Origin of the sequence: Actinoallomurus rhizosphaericola (assembly GCF_024055675.1) — a bacterium.
Lineage (GTDB): Bacteria > Actinomycetota > Actinomycetes > Streptosporangiales > Streptosporangiaceae > Actinoallomurus > Actinoallomurus soli.
Genome location: NZ_JAMXMW010000003.1, coordinates 631748 through 647743 on the forward strand (window position 1 = coordinate 631748; position 15996 = coordinate 647743).

The 15996-nt window shown below is 72.0% G+C and carries 16 protein-coding genes; 8 read left to right on the forward strand and 8 right to left on the reverse strand.

Annotation, left to right across the window (positions count from 1 at the left end):
• Window positions 1-337 precede the first annotated feature (337 nt).
• Window positions 338-700, forward strand: coding sequence for a hypothetical protein (locus NE234_RS10565; protein ID WP_252778719.1), 363 nt, complete (start codon window positions 338-340; stop codon window positions 698-700).
• Window positions 701-791: 91 nt separating this feature from the next.
• Here the strand turns inward: NE234_RS10565 and NE234_RS10570 are convergent, their stop codons facing one another.
• Complete coding sequence (locus NE234_RS10570; protein ID WP_252778720.1) at window positions 792-1862, reverse strand: enolase C-terminal domain-like protein; 1071 nt, start codon at window positions 1860-1862, stop codon at window positions 792-794.
• Window positions 1859-4732 (reverse strand): FAD-binding and (Fe-S)-binding domain-containing protein, encoded by a 2874-nt coding sequence (locus NE234_RS10575; protein ID WP_252778721.1) that lies wholly within the window; start codon window positions 4730-4732, stop codon window positions 1859-1861. The genes NE234_RS10570 and NE234_RS10575 overlap by 4 nt, the downstream gene beginning before the upstream one ends.
• An 80-nt stretch (window positions 4733-4812) precedes the next feature.
• Between NE234_RS10575 and NE234_RS10580 the strand changes: the two genes are divergently transcribed.
• Entirely contained in the window at window positions 4813-6597 is a 1785-nt protein-coding gene (locus NE234_RS10580; RefSeq protein WP_252778722.1) for a thiamine pyrophosphate-requiring protein, read from the forward strand.
• A 55-nt stretch (window positions 6598-6652) separates the two neighbouring features.
• Window positions 6653-6838, forward strand: a complete 186-nt coding sequence (locus NE234_RS10585; RefSeq protein ID WP_252778723.1) for a hypothetical protein — start codon at window positions 6653-6655, stop codon at window positions 6836-6838.
• A 72-nt stretch (window positions 6839-6910) separates the two neighbouring features.
• Here NE234_RS10585 and NE234_RS10590 read toward each other — a convergent pair whose 3' ends face one another.
• From NE234_RS10590 to NE234_RS10600, 3 genes are all read right to left on the reverse strand, one after another.
• Window positions 6911-7072, reverse strand: a complete 162-nt coding sequence (locus NE234_RS10590; RefSeq protein WP_252778724.1) for a hypothetical protein — start codon at window positions 7070-7072, stop codon at window positions 6911-6913.
• A 69-nt stretch (window positions 7073-7141) separates the two neighbouring features.
• Window positions 7142-7954: a GAF domain-containing protein gene (locus NE234_RS45265; RefSeq protein WP_252778725.1), complete on the reverse strand. Its 813-nt coding sequence runs from the start codon at window positions 7952-7954 to the stop codon at window positions 7142-7144.
• Between the two features lie 221 nt (window positions 7955-8175).
• On the reverse strand, window positions 8176-8829 hold the full coding sequence (locus NE234_RS10600; RefSeq protein ID WP_252778726.1) for a universal stress protein: 654 nt from the start codon (window positions 8827-8829) through the stop codon (window positions 8176-8178).
• Window positions 8830-9100: 271 nt separating this feature from the next.
• On the opposite strand from NE234_RS10600, the gene NE234_RS10605 reads away from it, so the two are divergent.
• The gene (locus NE234_RS10605; protein ID WP_252778727.1) at window positions 9101-9316 is read left to right on the forward strand and encodes a V-type ATP synthase subunit F; all 216 of its coding nucleotides are present in this window, start codon (window positions 9101-9103) and stop codon (window positions 9314-9316) included.
• 70 nt (window positions 9317-9386) lie between these two features.
• The gene (locus NE234_RS10610) at window positions 9387-10124 is read left to right on the forward strand and encodes an HAD family hydrolase (protein WP_252778728.1); all 738 of its coding nucleotides are present in this window, start codon (window positions 9387-9389) and stop codon (window positions 10122-10124) included.
• Window positions 10125-10257: 133 nt separating this feature from the next.
• Here the strand turns inward: NE234_RS10610 and NE234_RS10615 are convergent, their stop codons facing one another.
• Window positions 10258-11124 (reverse strand): universal stress protein, encoded by an 867-nt coding sequence (locus tag NE234_RS10615; protein WP_252778729.1) that lies wholly within the window; start codon window positions 11122-11124, stop codon window positions 10258-10260.
• A gap of 195 nt (window positions 11125-11319) precedes the next feature.
• On the opposite strand from NE234_RS10615, the gene NE234_RS10620 reads away from it, so the two are divergent.
• Window positions 11320-11907, forward strand: a complete 588-nt coding sequence (locus NE234_RS10620; RefSeq protein WP_252778730.1) for an Rv1733c family protein — start codon at window positions 11320-11322, stop codon at window positions 11905-11907.
• Window positions 11908-12073: 166 nt separating this feature from the next.
• On the opposite strand, the gene NE234_RS10625 is transcribed toward NE234_RS10620, so the two are convergent.
• Complete coding sequence (locus NE234_RS10625; RefSeq protein ID WP_252778731.1) at window positions 12074-13066, reverse strand: Acg family FMN-binding oxidoreductase; 993 nt, start codon at window positions 13064-13066, stop codon at window positions 12074-12076.
• 228 nt (window positions 13067-13294) lie between these two features.
• On the reverse strand, window positions 13295-14206 hold the full coding sequence (locus NE234_RS10630; RefSeq protein ID WP_252778732.1) for a universal stress protein: 912 nt from the start codon (window positions 14204-14206) through the stop codon (window positions 13295-13297).
• A 754-nt stretch (window positions 14207-14960) separates the two neighbouring features.
• Here NE234_RS10630 and NE234_RS10635 point away from each other — a divergent pair.
• Entirely contained in the window at window positions 14961-15188 is a 228-nt protein-coding gene (locus NE234_RS10635; protein ID WP_252778733.1) for a hypothetical protein, read from the forward strand.
• A gap of 225 nt (window positions 15189-15413) precedes the next feature.
• A complete protein-coding gene (locus NE234_RS10640) occupies window positions 15414-15938 on the forward strand; it encodes a RodZ family helix-turn-helix domain-containing protein (protein WP_252778734.1) in 525 nt (174 codons plus the stop codon).
• The last annotated feature ends 58 nt before the right edge of the window (window positions 15939-15996 follow it).

The following is a 15996-nucleotide window of genomic DNA, read 5'->3' on the forward strand; positions in this document are numbered from 1 at the left end:
CTATGCGACTCAGCAGCCGTTCCGTACGGCCGATTCCGGGATCTCGCATCCCACGTGAGGCCTGGGACACCCAGCTCTGAGACACGCCCAGCTCACGGGCCAGATCGAGCTGTGACCAGCCGCGCAGCCCCATGATCGAACGAAGCGCCTCCGGAAGACCGTGACCGTCCATATTCGCAGAGTAGTGCGCATCGCACTCACCCGGCTACCGTCGCCACCCGGAAGGCGTGCATCATTTCCAGCAAAACGAAGGACCGTTCGAAACAGCCTCATTGACCGGGTGAAACACAGAGGGTCGATGACCTGTTCGAACACGGTGGTTCCGGAAGGGAACTCCATGGGCGCATGTCCCACTCCCCACCGCGAAGCCCTCGAACACGCGCTCCAGGCCCTCGCCGACGCGGTGACCGGGCTCGGGCTCCACGTCACGTTGACCGGTCCCCTGACCCTGGCGGTGAGCGGTGAGCGGCCCGCACCCGATGAGCACGGCGGCGACCGGATCGCCCTGCTCATCGAACCCGCGGAGCCGCTCACTCAGGCCGTCACGATCGAGTCCCACGACGGCCGGCTCTGGTGGTGCTGGGTGTGGACCGACCCCGGCCGCGACGGGCACGAATCCGAGCCGATCCGGCCGGTCGAGGAGGTCCAGGAGGTGGCACGGCGCATCCACACCGTGGTCGCCCTGCCCTCCGCCACCTGAGCGCCGCCCGCGGCCGCCCGAGCCGCTGCCCTCCGCCACCTGAGCGCCGCCCGCGGCCACCTGAGCCGCTGTCCTCCGCCACCTCAGGCGGTCAGCGGACCCGGTAGCGCTCGGCGTCGGCGTGCTTGAAGCGCAGCCCGAGACCCGGCTCGTCCTCGCGCGGGCTGATGCAGCCGCCCTTCGGCGACAGGGCGCCGTCGAAGAGCATCGACTCGATCCGCACGTGGTCGTGGAACCACTCGATGTGCCGGGCGTTCGGGATCGCCGCCATCGCCGCCGCGTGCAGGTGCGGCGCGCAGTGCGCCGACAGGTCCTTGCCGTGCGCGCGGGCGAGACCGGCCACCCGGAGGAACTCGGTGATGCCCCCGACGCGGGTGACGTCGGCCTGCGGGCAGTCCACGGCGTCGATGATCCGGGTGAAGTACGGCAGGTCGTAGCCGTACTCCCCCGCGGCCACCTCGCACTCGACCGCCCGGCGGACCTCCCGCAGACCGGGCAGGTCGTCGGAGGTGACGGGCTCCTCGAACCACCGCAGGTCCACGTCGGCGGCCCGGTGGGCGACGCGGATCGCCTGCTTGGCGGAGTAGGCGCCGTTGGCGTCGGCGTACAGTTCGACGCCGCCGCCGATGATCTCGCGGGCGAGTTCGAGGCGCCGCAGGTCGCGGCTCTCGTCGCTCCCCCACGACTCACCGATCTTGATCTTCACCCGCGGGATGCCGAGGTCCCCGGCCCAGTGCCCGAGCTGCTCCCGCGTCCGCGCCGCGTCGTACGTGGTGAAGCCGCCGGAGCCGTACACCGGCACCTCGGTGCGGACGGCGCCGAGGAGCCGGTGCAGCGGGAGGCCGAGGGTCCGGGCGCGCAGGTCCCACAGCGCGCAGTCGACGGCGGAGATCGCCATGGAGCAGATCCCCGGCCGCCCGGCGTTGCGGACCGCCCGGCACATCGCCTCGTGCGACCCCTGGACGTCCTCGCTCACCACCGAGCCCAGCTCGGAGGTCACGATGCCGGCGATGGCGGCCGGGCCGTACGTCCAGCCGATGCCGGTGCGGCCGTCCGCGCGGGCCTCGACGAGCACCATCGTCGTGGACGTCCACTCGAGGGTGCCGTCGGCCTCGGGCCCGTCGGTCGGGATCGTGTACGCGGTGGCGGTGAGCTCGATCATGTGAGCACCTCGGCCAGGAGTTCGGCGAGGTGGACGGGCCGGGCCGGGGTCCGCTGCTCGATCTGGGTCCGGCAGGAGAAGCCGTCGGCGAGGATCCGGGTGCCGTCCGACGCCTTGCGTACGGCGGGCAGCACGCCCAGCTCGCCCACGCCGACCGACACCTCGTAGTGCCCGCGCTCGAAGCCGAAGTTGCCGGCGAGCCCGCAGCAGCCCTCGTCGAGGACCTCGGCCTCGATCCCGACGCGTTTCAGCAGCTCGCGGTCGGCGTCGAAGCCCCAGATGGCGTGCTGGTGGCAGTGCGGCTGGGCGACGGCGTGGATCCCGGTGCCGGGCGGCGGCGCGGTGACGAACGCCGACGCGCGGTCGAGGAGGAACTCCGACAGCGAATGCGTCTGCTTCGCCAGCCGCTTCACGTCCTCGTCCCCCGACAGCAGCTCCGGCGCGTCGGAACGGAAGACGGCCGAGCAGCTGGGCTCCAGCCCGATGACGGGCACGCCCCGGCGCACCCGCGGCGCGAGGGCGCGGACCGTACGGCGCAGCACCCGTGCGGCCGTGCCGAGCTGCCCGGTGGAGATCCACGTCAGCCCGCAGCAGAGCGGGACGGGCGGCACCTCGACGCGGAACCCGGCGGCCTCCAGCACGCGCACGGCGGCCTTGCCGGCGTCGGGATGGAAGTTGTTCGTGAAGGTGTCCGGCCACAGCACGACCGCGTCGCCGTCACCGTGGGATCCGCGCCGGGCGAACCAGTCGGTGAAGCGCTCCTTGGCGAATCGCGGCAGGTCGCGCCGCTGGTCGATGCCGCCGGCCCACTTGACGACCCGGTTCAGGCCGGGCGCGTGCGTCACCGCGTTGACCAGGCCGGGCGCCGCCGAGGCCAGCCGCGCCGACAGGGGCAGCCAGCCCATCGAGTAGTGCTCGCGCGGCCGGAGCCGTTTCTCGTAGTGGTGCGACAGGAACTCGGCCTTGTAGGTCGCCATGTCGACGTGGACGGGGCACTCCCCGCGACAGCCCTTGCAGGCCAGGCACAGGTCCAGGGCGTCGTTGACGTCCTCGGACCGCCAGCCGTCGGTGATCGTCTCACCGCGCATCATCTCCATGAGGACGCGCGCGCGGCCCCGCGTGGAGTGCTCCTCCTCGCGGGTCACCCGGTAGCTCGGGCACATCACGCCGCCGGAAGAGGACCGGCACTTGCCGATGCCGACGCACCGGGCGGCGGCGTGGGTGAACCGGTGGTGGTCCTCCGGGTACGAGAAGTGGGTCCGGGGCTCGGACGGGTTGTAGTCGAGGTGGTCGAGGTTCTCGTCGAGCCGGTACACGCGCCGGCCGGGCGGGGCGGCGACCTTGCCCGGGTTCATCCGGTCATCGCGGTCGAAGATCTGCTTGTACCGGCCGAACAGCGCCACGACCTCGTCGCCGAACATGATCGGCAGGAGCTCGGCGCGGGACTGGCCGTCGCCGTGCTCGCCGGACAGCGACCCGCCGTACGAGGCCACCAGCCGGGCCGCCCGCTCGACGAACCGGCGGTACTTCCCGACCCCGTCCGGGTCCTCCAGGTCGAAGGCGATGCGGGTGTGCACGCACCCCTGCCCGAAGTGCCCGTACAGCGATGCCTGCCCGTAGTCGAACTCGTTCAGCAGCTTCCGGAAGTCGCGCAGATAGTCGCCGAGCCGGTCGGGCGGGACGGCGGCGTCCTCCCAGCCCTCATGGGTGTCGGGATGGCCCGGCGGGTACGCGGTCGCGCCGAGGCCCGCCTCGCGGATCTTCCACAGGCGCTCCTCCTCGCCGGGGTCGTCCAGGAAGGCCACGTGCGGGTCGTGCTCGGTCCCCTTCAGGTCCTTGATCATGCGCTCCGCGCGCTCGTCGGCCTCCTCACGGGTGTCGCCGCCGAAGCGGACCATGAGCCAGCCCGACCCCTCGGGCAGTCCCTCCAGGGCCTGCTTGCCCGCGACGTTCTCGGCGCGGGCGATGTCGATCAGCGTCTCGTCGAGGCCCTCCAGCGCGAGCGGCTTGTAGCTCGCGACCTTGGGGATCGCGTCGCCGGCCCGGAAGATGTCGGGATACCCGAGGACGGCGAGCGTCTGGTAGTTCGGCACCGGGAACAGCTCGATCTCCGCGTGCAGCACGGTGACCAGGGTCGACTCGCTGCCGACCAGCGCCCGTGCCACGTTGAAGTGGTTCTCCGGGAGCAGGGAGTCGAGGTTGTAGCCGGAGACGCGGCGCGGGATGTCCGGGTACCGCGTGCGGATCAGCGCGAGGTTGTCGTCGACGAGCTCGCGCATCGCCCGGTAGATCTCGGCGCGGCGGCCGCCCTCGGCGAGGATCTTCTCGTACTCCTCGTCGGAGGTCTCCCCGACCCACATCCGTACGCCGTCGTAGGTCAGCACCTCCAGGCGGACGACCGAGTCGGCCATCTTGCCGTACGCCTGCGCGGTGGCGCCGCAGGAGTTGTTGCCGATCATCCCGCCGATCGTGCACGTGTCGTGGGTGGACGGCTTCGGCCCGACCTGCAGCCGGTGCGGGGCCAGCAGGTCGTTCAGGTCGTCCAGGCAGATCCCCGGCTGCACGAGCGCCCGGCGCCTGTCCTCGTCGAGCCGGATGAGGTTGTTGCAGTACTTGGACCAGTCGATGACCACGCCCTCGTTGCAGCACTCGCCGGCCAGGCTGGTCCCTCCGCCCCGCGAGAACACCGGCGCCCCGTGCTCCCGGCAGACCTGGACCGCCTCGACGGCGGCGTCCACATTGTGGGGCACCACCACCCCGATCGGCGTCTGCCGGTAGTTGGAGGAGTCGTGTGAGTACGCCGCGCGCGAGCCCGCGTCGAACCTGACCTCCCCGTCGACCCGCGCTTCGAGATCTCGCTGAAGGCTCATAGCAGTCCGGTTACCCGCTCGGCAGGTTTCAACCGCGTGCGCCGGGAACGGCCTTTCTAGTAACCGCACGAGGAGGAGAGATGACGCGCACTGTCGCCGACCACCTGCTGGAGCGCCTCCGCGAGTGGGGCGTGGAATACCTCTTCGGGTATCCGGGAGATGGCATCAACGGCATCGTCGCGGCCCTCGAGCGGGCGGACGACAACCCGAAGTTCATTCAGGCCCGTCACGAGGAGATGTCCGCCTTCGAGGCCGTCGGGTACGCCAAGATGAGCGGGAGACCCGCCGTCTGCATGGCGACCAGCGGGCCGGGTGCGATCCACCTGCTGAACGGCCTGTACGACGCCAAGCTCGACCACGTCCCGGTGGTGGCGATCGTCGGGCAGACCGCCCGGTCGGCGATGGGCGGCAACTACCAGCAGGAGGTCGACCTGCTGTCGCTGTTCAAGGACGTCGCGAGCGAATACGTGCAGATGGCGACCGTCCCGGCGCAGTTCCCGAACCTGCTGGACCGCGCGATGCGCATCGCGATGGACGAGCGCGCCCCGACGGCGATCATCATCCCGTCCGACCTGCAGGAGGTGGAGTACGAGCCGCCCGCGCACGCGTTCAAGAACGTCCCGTCCAGCGCTCCCGGCTACACGCCGCCCGTCACCGTCGCGCCGTCCGAGGAGATCGAGCGGGCCGCGGAGGTCCTCAACGCCGGGGAGCGGGTCGCCATCCTCATCGGGCAGGGCGCCCGCAGCGCCGCCGCGGAGGTGCACGAGGTCGCCGAGCTGACCGGCGCCGGCGTGGCCAAGGCACTGCTCGGCAAGGACGTCCTGCCGGACACTCTGCCGTACGTCACCGGCTCCATCGGCCTGCTCGGCACCCGGCCGTCGTGGGAGCTGATGCGCGACTGCGACACGCTGCTCATCGTCGGGTCGAACTTCCCGTACACGCAGTTCCTCCCCGACTTCGGTCAGGCGCGCGCCGTCCAGATCGACGTCGACGGCAAGCTGATCGGGATGCGCTACCCGACCGAGGTGAACCTGGTCGGTGACGCGGCCGAGACGCTGCGGCAGCTCATCCCTCACCTGAAGAAGAAGAAGAACCGGTCCTGGCGCAAGAAGGTCGAGAAGAACATCGAGCGGTGGTGGGAGACCGTCGAGCGCGAGGCCATGGTCGACGCCGATCCGATCAACCCGATGCGGCTCTTCTACGAGCTCAACGACCGGATGCCGAAGAACGCCATCCTGACCGCCGACTCCGGCTCGGCGGCGAACTGGTACGCCCGCGACCTGAAGCTGCCGTCGGGCGTCCGCGGCACGCTGTCCGGCACGCTCGCCACGATGGGCCCCGGCGTGCCGTACGCCATCGGCGCGAAGTTCGCCCACCCCGACCGGCCCGCGATCGCGTTCGTCGGCGACGGGGCCATGCAGATGAACGGCATGGCCGAGCTGATCACGATCAAGCGCTACGCCGAGCTGTGGGAGGATCCGCGACTGATCGTCGCGGTGCTGCACAACAACGACCTGAACCAGGTGACCTGGGAGCTGCGAGCGATGGGCGGCGCCCCGAAGTTCGTGGAGTCGCAGGCCCTGCCCGAGGTCTCCTACGCGGGGTTCGCCAAGATGATCGGCCTGGAGGGGATCCACGTCGACAAGCCCGACGAGATCGGGCCTGCCTGGGACCGCGCGCTGAGCGCGGACGGACCGGTCCTCCTCGACGTCCGGTGCGACCCCGACATCCCGCCGATCCCGCCGCACGCGGAGTTCTCCCAGATCAAGGACATGGCCGAGGCCGTCATGAAGGGCGATCCGGATCGGGTGGGCATCGTGAAGAAGGGCATCAAGACCAAGATGCAGGAGTTCATCCACCGCTGACCGCGGGTCGGCGCACCGATCCGAGACCCCGCACCACCGACCCGTGGAGGTACCCATGGATTCCGAGCAGAGCGAGACGCCCGACCACGAGGGCGGCCGGCAGGAGAACAGCGCGGCGCGCCTGTCGGAGCAGGCCGCCGAGCACGTCGGACGCGACTACGACTCCACCCAGGAGGCCTTCGTGCGCGAACAGCGCAAACAGGGCAAATCCGAGGACGAGGAGGACGTGTCTCCGCGCTGAGCCGAACCGATCGAAGCGCCGGCCCGGGCCCTGCGAGGGACCCGCGCCGGCGTTCGGCGTTCCGGTCGCGTTCTACCCGTGGTCCGCGCGCTCGGATCGGCGCGGTCCGGTCTCCACCTCGCGTCTGACCTCTCGCTCGGCCCGCCGCCGGGCCTCGGCGAAGTAACGCTTGGGATCACGGATCATGCGCTCCGACCGATCGTCGGAGTCCTGCACGACGATGTCGTCCGCCATATCCACTCCCTCCCTATCCGCAAGTGTCGGTGCCCTCGGGGCGAAGGTCAATCCAGATCACCGACCGGTTCACCGCACGACCCTGAGCAGCCCCTCGTCGGGCGCGCCGTAGGCCAGCGCGTCCGCGAGCAGGCCGGCCAGCAGCCGCACGAACGGCACCTCCGCCTCGGTCACCCCGGCGACATCGATGGCGTCGACGGTCAGGATCCCGAACGCCCGCTGCCCGGCGACGACCGGCACCGCGACGAACGAGCGGTACCCGTGCTGGGCCGAGCCGTGCCACCCCGGCGGCGGGTCGGCCTCCACGTCCAGCGACACGACGTGCTGGTTGTGCCGGATCATCGCGAACACCGAGTCGCCCTCGACCGTGCCCTCCTCGAACACCGTGACCGGCTCGTCCGCGCGCCCGGCGTACTGCGCCGGTTCCAGCTTGCGCGGCTTTCCCGGGGCGAACCGGAACCAGCAGGCCCGCACGCGCTCGGCGTCGATGAGGTGCGCCGCCGAGTCGAGGATCATCGGGACGGTGGCCTCCCGCAGGTTGCCGCGCTCCTGGCGGGTCGTGGCGGTCGCGATCCGCCCGATCTGCCGGACGATCGGGTCGAGCGCGTCGTTCATCGTCACCCGCATCTCGACCGCGGCCTCGATGGCGGCCTGCTCGGCCTCCTTGCGTAGGCGTTCCTTGCGGATCTGCTCGTATCCGGGGACCGCGGCGCCCACCACGCTCATGACGATGCTGAGCGCGATCCACCAGGGTTTGAGCGCGCCGCCGTCACCGGCCTCGGCGCCCGACAGGGCGACCAGGCCGACGGATGCGACGCTGACGCCGGTGGTGAGGTAGATGCGCCTGGTGGGACGCCGGTTGCTCCTGGGAGGTAGCCGCACCCACCGCAGATTAGGCGATCTTCGGCGGATTCGCTTGACCTACGGTCACGAGGCCGGTCATCGGGCCCCGGACCGGTCCGCGCGAGCGGCACGGCCTCACGAACAGCACGGCCTCACGAACAGCACGGTCCCGCGAACGGCACGGTCCCGCGAACAGCACGGTCCCGCGAACGGCACGGTCCCGCGTACGGCGCGGTCCCGCGTACGGCGCGGTCTCGGGCTCAGCCGGGAGGCGCGCGGACGACGGCGACCGGGCAGTGCGCGCGGTGGACGACGGCCTGGCTCACCGAGCCGAGCAGCATGCCGCTCAGCCCGGCGCGCCCCCGTGACCCGATCACGAGCAGCTCCGCGCCCGCGGACTCGTCGATCAGGATCCGGCTCGCCAGGCCGGCGCGGACGACCGTCCGCACGTCCGGGCGCTCGCCGGCGAGCCGGGTGAGCGCGGCCTCCCCCGGCTCCCGGTCCTCCTCACGGTCGACGGCGTGAACGAGGGTGAGCCCGCACTCGCGGTCGTCCGCCTCGGTGAAGGCGAACCGGATCGCCGCCTCGGACAGCGCGGACCCGTCCACGCCGGCCACGACCCGGCCGGCCGACGGTCCCGGCGCGGCGTCGGGCAGTCCCGGGCGGATGACGACGACCGGTACGTCGGCGCGGACCGCGACCTCCATGGCGGTCGACCCGGTGGACAGGCGGGACATCGCCAGGAACCCCGTGGAGCCGACGACGATCATCGCGGCGTCGGCGGCCTCGGCGAGCAGCCGGTCCGGTTCCCGCCTCGGCAGCACCCGTACGACGACGCCGCGGCGACCCGCCTCTTCGATGGCCCAGACGACGGCCTCGTCGCCGGAAGGCGTCCCGTCGACATAGGCGATCACGGGCCCTGTCTCGTCGGGGGTACGGGAGCCGCTCACCGCCTGTGAATTCCACCCCTCCGACGCACTAAGCGGGACAAAGGTCCCTTTTCGGGCACCCGGCCGCCCCTGTCCCCGGGCCACCTCGCCTTCGGACCATGAGGGAGCGCCTCGCGCCGGTCGCCGACCGGGCGGCCCGCCCGGCCCGGCACCCGCGGGCCGCCGGGAGCCCTCCTCGACCTCCCGGCAGGGGATGAGACGGCCAATTAAGGGAAGACCAAAAGAAAGGCATCAGATGGCCGAAATCGCGATCATCGGAGAAGGGGCCAAGGTCACGGGCTTCGGCCTCGCCGGAGCGATCGTCCTGCCCGCGGAAGAACCGGAGGCCGTCCGCGCCGCCTGGCGATCCCTCGGCACCGACGTCGCCATCGTCATCCTGACCTCGCGGGCGGCACGCGTCCTGGACGGTGAGCCGTCCTCGTGGCCGCTCACCGTCGTGATGCCGCCATGACCGGCCGCCACTCGCCGCGGGCGGGCGGTCGTGGATCGCCGGAAGGACCGCGCGAGAGGGGGAGAACGGCATGCGGACCATAGCCCACGAGCGCGTACGGGGTGACATCGCGGCGGTCATATTCGGCGTGGACGGCGTCCTCGTCGAGACCGCACGTGCGTCGGGCACGGCCTGGAAGGCCGTGCTCGATCCGTTCCTGCGCTCACACGCCGCCGTGTGCGAGGTGGAGTGCAGGTACTTCGACGCGGTCACCGACTACCGCCGGTACATGCAGGGGCGGACCACGATCGACGGCCTGCGGGAGTACCTCACGGCGTGCGAGATCCCCCTGTGCTTCGACGCCCTGCGGGGCCTGAGCGCGCGCCATGAGGAGGTGTTCCTCACGATCGTCCGCCGGCTCGGCGTACGGGCGTTCGCCTCCTCGGTCGGCGTCGTCCACGCGGTCCGTCTGCACGGGGTGCGAACGGCGGCCGTCTCCGCCACCCGGTACGCCGCCGAGCTGCTGCGCAGAGCCGGCCTGGCGGGACTGTTCGACGTCCGTCTGGACGCGCTCGATCCGATCGAGATCCATCCCGCGACGGCGGACCTCTGCCTCATGCTGGAGGCGGCGCGGCGGATGGGGACCCCTCCGGCGCGGACCGCCGTCATCGAGGAGAACCTCGCCGCCGTCCGCGCCGCGCGGCGCGGCGGATTCGGCCTCGTCATCGGGGTCGACCGGGGCGGCCGGTCCCTCCTGCTGCCCGAGTACGGAGCGCAGCGGGTGATCACCGACCTGTCCGAGCTCATGCTCGGGGCGCCCGTCGCCTGATCACCCACGCACCGGCCTGGCTCGCATGGCGGCCGAGCCGGTCAGGTCGGTCGCGTACGACGTGACTGACCTGCGGCCGCTCGCCTGCGCCGGGACCGGCGGGCGCAGGAACGGAATGGAAGGACGTGCCCGTTCATCTGCGAGGGCGTACGACCGCGACCGAGCACGGAGCGTGGACCAGAACGGCGTGGCTCACCGAGCCCAGCCGGAGCCCCGGGAGACCGCCGAGCCCGCGATCCCCCACGACGAGGAGCCCGGCGTCGGTGGCGGCCTCCAGCAGCGCGTGACGGGGCGTCCGCATGACCAGCCTGGTCTCCGTCTCGACCGACGGGTACTTCTCCCGCCACGGGCACACCGTGCGCTCCAGCCGGGCGGCGCTGAGCATCCGGAGCTGCTCCGGATCCCGCAGCATCCCCATCTCGGCCGAGGCGATGGCCTCGGGCTCCCAGCAGGCGAACACCGCCCGTATGGACCGCCGCCGCAGGACCGCCTCCTCGTACGCGAACGCCAGCGCGGCCTCGGCGGCGGGCGAGCCGTCCACGCCGACGACGATGGGACCGTCCGGCTCCGGGTCCTCACGCATCACCAGGACCGGGCAGTGGCCGTACGCGGCCAGGTGCAGCGCCGTCGATCCGGCTCCGAGGCCGACGAACCCACCCCGCCCGTGCGAGCCGACGACCGCCAGCGCGGCGTTCTCCGACTCGTCGATGAGGACCGCCGAGGCCGGGCCCGTCGCGAAGCGCGGCCGCACCATCAGCGCCGGGCACAGCCGCTCGGCGACGAACACTCCGTGGTCGAGGGTGTGCCGCCCCATCCTCCGCGCCGTCTCCAGCGCCTCCGGCCCCGATGGCGAGACCGGGTACGGCCAGTGCCAGGCGTGGCAGACGGTGAGCGGCAGCCGGCGGGCCCGCGCCTCCTCGGCCGCCCGGCGCAGCGCGCGCTCCGCCCCCGGCGAGCCGTCGAAGCCCACCAGGACGTGACTGCCATCGAAGCTCGTCATGGGACCTTCCCCCTACTCTCGGGACCGGCTCGGACGGCTACTGAAAGCCAACCGCGCCGGGCCTTCGGCGGGCAGAGGCAAAAGCCCGCGGAGGGGAAGGACTCTCGGTCTTTCAGGCCAGGACCAGAGACCCTCCCCATTTTCGTGCGAGGACGCCTAACCTGCGGGTAGAGGTGGCCGTGATGGAGGTGTCCCATGCGTGCACTCACGATCCAGGTGCTGGGCTGCATCCGTTACCTGCGCCCGGACCGCAACCCTCTGCGGCGTCCGCTCGACCGGCTCCATTCCCGCCTCGTGGCGGTCCTCGGGGCCCTGTTCCTGATCACCGGCGTGATCGCCTCCGCGCTCATGATCCACTTCGTTGCCGGCGCCGGGCTTCGGGCGGAGCACCGCCAGGCGCAGACCCGGTACCAGGTCGACGCGGTGGTGACGGCCACCGGCGCGGCGGCGTCGAGGAACGGCGTGGAGCAGGAGACACGGCTGCGCTGGCGCGACCGGACGGGCCACTGGCACAGCGGCGGCGTCGTTCCCGCCGGCGACGACCACGTCGGCACCCACCGCCGCGTCTGGATCAACCAGGCGGGCGAGCTCACGGCCCGGCCCCGCACACACGCCCAGACACTGACCGACACCACTCTGGCCGTGTTCGCCGCGCTGACCTCGCTCGCGATCCTGCACGCCGGCGCGTACGCCGCGGTCAACCGACGGCTGGAGCGCCGGCGCATGGCCCTGTGGGAGGCGGCGTGGACCGCCACGGCCCCCCGCTGGACCGGACGCGCCTGACCAGACCTGCCCCTCCCGCCGACGCGCCCTCCCGCCGACGCGCCCGCCCGCCGACGCACCCGGCGCGGTGACCGACCAACCGTCCCGCCGGCGGGTTGCGCCCGGCAAGTCAACCTCCCACGTCCGCCGGCCGAAGCGTTGCGCCCGCGCGGTCCGGCCCGGTGCCTCAGAGCTCGCCCACCACCACGTCGGCGGCCGGCCGGCGGACGCTGCCGAACTCCTCGTCGGCCACGCCGAAGCGCATCATCATCTGCGGGTACGTGCCGTCGCAGAACCGCGTCCGTACGAACTCCCGTAGCTCCGGGACCTCCAGCGCCTGGGTGTGGAACGCGGCCGACACGTCGTCCTCCGTGGCCCGCAGCAGGGCCCGTTGCAGGGCCTGGCCCGCCCGCAGCCAGTCGTCCCGGCCGTCCCCCGTGGTCGTCAGGACGGCGACGACTCCGGTGGCCTCCCGCCGTTCGCCGCCGACCAGGCCCCAGCCCTGACCGCGGGCGAAGTCCCGGTCGGCGAAATACGGATCGGTGTGGTCGGGATCGCGCGGGTAGGCCGTCTCGTGCACGCCGTCCAGCCGTTCGCTGCAGGGCGTGGGCGCCCAGCGGGCCACCTCCGCGACGAACGCCGGGTCCATGCACTGCACCTGCTCGGCCACCTCGGAGAGCGCGGCGAGCGCGACCCGCACGCGCGGGTCCGCCACGATCCGCAGGAAGGCGTTCTCGGCGCACGCGTGAGCGCGGAGGGACTGCAGGAGGCCGACCGGCAGCGCACCGGCCCGGAAGCCGCCGCGATGGGTGCGCCGCCGCTTGATCTGGTCGTACATCCGGCGTTCCTCTTCGGTGACGGGCTGCGGCTCACCCATGGTCACGTCGGCGATCAGCTCCGGCCGGTCCGGGTCGGAGGCCATCCGCACCTCCGGCATCCGCCCGAGACGGCGTACGGCGAGCCGCAGCGTGAAGAGCGCGGCACCGCAGCTGATCAGCATCTCCCGGCCCTGCGGGTCCGCCACGTCCAGGCGGCGTTCGGCGTCGGCGTGCAACGTGACCGTCCGGCCATGGGTCTCGAACCACCAGGGCTGGGTGTTGTGCGCCGACGGCGCCCACACGGCGGCATCGACGAGCAGGTGCGCGACCGTCTCGCGCTCCGGAGCGTTCGCGGAATCCATCCTTCTCTCCTCCTGTACTCCACGGCCTGTGCGCCACCGCCGAACCGCCCCGAGCCGGGAAACACGGCCGCCGGCCGGCCTCCCGGCGGGACGAAGCATGCGCCGGAGGTGCGGCGGCCGACTCCGGGCGGGTTCCCCGGGGGGGCGGGCTCCCGGAGGTGGGTGCAGGCGCCGGGGCCGACGCCGTCGCCCGTCCTCTTGCAGTGCGGGGCGAGGGCGCGGAGACCGTCACCGGGCGGCCGGTACCACCGCCAGCGGGCATTTCGCCCGGTGCAGCAGCGCGTGCGAGACCGAACCGAGCAGCAACCCCGTGAACCCGCCCCGGCCGCGTGTCCCCACCACCAGCAGCTCCGCCCGCTCGGCGGCCTCGGTGAGTACGCGCCCGGCGCGTCCGTGCACCGCCTCCGGGATCACCTCGACGTCGGGGCACTTCTCCCGCCAGGGCGTCAGCGCCTCCTCGATCCGCCGCAGCTCGTCCTCCGCCATCGCCTGCGGGTCGTACACGAGCGGCCGGATGTCGCCCGGAGCGGTCGAGGCGGGGTGCCACCACGCGTGCACCACCCGCAGCGGCGCGGTCCGCAACGCCGCCTCCTCGAACGCCAGGGCGATCGCCGACTCTCCGCTCGCGGCCGTGTCCACCCCGACCACGACCCCCCGCCGCTCCCCCGGCTCCAGGCTCCGGACCACGACGACGGGCACCGGCGCGTGCGCCACCACCTGCAAGGTCGTCGAACCCAGCACGAGGCCGGCCGCGCCCATCCCGCTTCTGCCCAGCACCAGCATCGTCGCCCCGCCCGCCCGCTCCAGGAGCATCCGGGTCGCCGGGCCCGGCACCAGCTCGCCCTCGACCGCGACACCGGGCTCACGCTCACACGCGGCCGCGACCGCCTCGTCGACGACCGTGCCGCCCTGGGACAGCAGCCACGTCCGTATCGAGGCGAAGCGCGGATCGACCGGCGTCTCGTACAGCCACGGCGCGACGGCGTGGAGGATCCGCAGGGGCAGGGCCCGGCGGACCGCCTCCTCGGCCGCCCAGCGCACGGCGGCCGTGCCGCTGTCGGACCCGTCCGTTCCCACGAGGACCTGGTTCACGAGGGTCGCCTCCTCTCCGTGCCCGCGGCGCTCACCGGCGGGCGCCATGAGGCTTCACGTTCAGGACACCCGGCGGAGGTCGCGCCCCCCAAGGGCGGAAGGTCCCTGACAGGCTCCCGTTGGTCCCGACGGGGGGAACCGGTGTCCGGGCCCGCGGTACGGACGGCCCGGCAGTACGGCGGGCGGCGTAGGTGTCGGCACGCAGGCCGCCCGATCCGGCTCCGGGCTCGCTCGCGGGCCCCGGCGGACCGGGGCGGGCCGGGCGGATGCCGACCGGCGGCGGAGCCCCCGTTTGCCGTCCATGGTGGGCCGGAACCCCGTGCATGAGGATTTCATTGTGCCGACCGCCCTGAGCGATTCCCTCACACGGTCATCCGATTATCGGGCCCTGCCGGACCATGCGCCCGATGACGGTGATGGCAACGGCCATTTACGGGAACGGGTCGCGAACTCCCGGCCCCGTACGGCATCGGCGTCGAATCATCCCGCCCCGGCCCGGAACGACGACGGGATCCGCCTCGCCACAGCGCCAACCACCTGGCCCTGCGCGCAGACCGAGGGTCCGCGACCCGCGCACTTCACCTCTTCCTCCCCGAAGCCAAAAGCAGCCATATTTGCCAATTAAAGGGCAGATATATGACGTGGAGGACGAGAGTCAATTATCGCCATAAATGCGCTTTTCAGGTTGGTTCCGACGATCCGGGGATATGGTGTTGTTTGTGGCGAACGGACCGAAATAGTCCAATTGCCGGGCGTGATCGAGAATCGACACGCCACGCGCCGACCCAAGGAGGTTCTTCAGATGAGGATTCCGAAGCGGATGGCACTCGGCATCTCCGGCCTGGCCTTTGCGGGAGCGACCGCCCTCACGCTGGGCGCCGCCGCGCCGGCCGGCGCCCAGACGATGAGCGTCGCGCCTCAGCAGGCACAGCTCCTTCCCAGCTGCGGCGGCGGCTGGGGCGGTGGCTGGGGTGGCGGCTGGGGCTGCTGGGACTTCTGCTGGTGCGGCTGCGACGACGGCTGGTTCTGAGCACCGCAGGCGCTAGCAGGTCGCTGATCGCGCACGCCTAGGCGCGCTCGACCGGCAAGGGGTCTCGCACCCGAGAGGTGCGGGACCCCTTTCGCGTGCGCGGACTACGGAGAACATGAAACTTACTCACTAGTAAGTTGACGGACATTACGGGCTTGTTACAGATAAGTAAGAGGCCCGGGTCAAGTTCCCCCCGCTAGGTTCCCGGGCCGGAAGGAGCCCGCCATGAACATCTCCCTGGGCCGGCGCGCGGCCACCGCCGCCACGGTCATCGCCCTCGGCGGCCTCGGCGTCGTCGCGGCGCAGGCACCGGCCGGCGCGTCGACGTTCTCGACCTCCTACACCTGCAACTCGATCCTCGGCACCCAGAGCATCAGCGTGAACGGGACCGCCACGGCCACGCCGAACCCGGCCAAGGTCAACACCTCCGTCCACGCCACCGTGCACGTGGTGACCACTCTGTCGTCCCCGCTGACGATCAACTCCTGGAGCGCCACCCTGACCGCCGACGTGAGCGGCGCGCAGACCGCGTCCTTCAACCTCACCGGGTCCGGCGGGTCGATCCCCGCCAACCAGCCCGTCACCGCCGACGTCGCCGGCAACTGGACCCCGACCGCGGTCGGGACCGACCAGTTCCGGGGCGGCAACCTCAGCATCAAGGCGAACGTCGCGATCTTCGGGAACATCACGGCCACGTGCACCCCGAACAGCCCGCGCCCCGTCGCCGAGACGCTCACCGTCACCTCCTGACCCGACCCGACCGGCAACGGCCCCGCACCCGTTGGGTGCGGGGCCGTCCCGGTCTCGG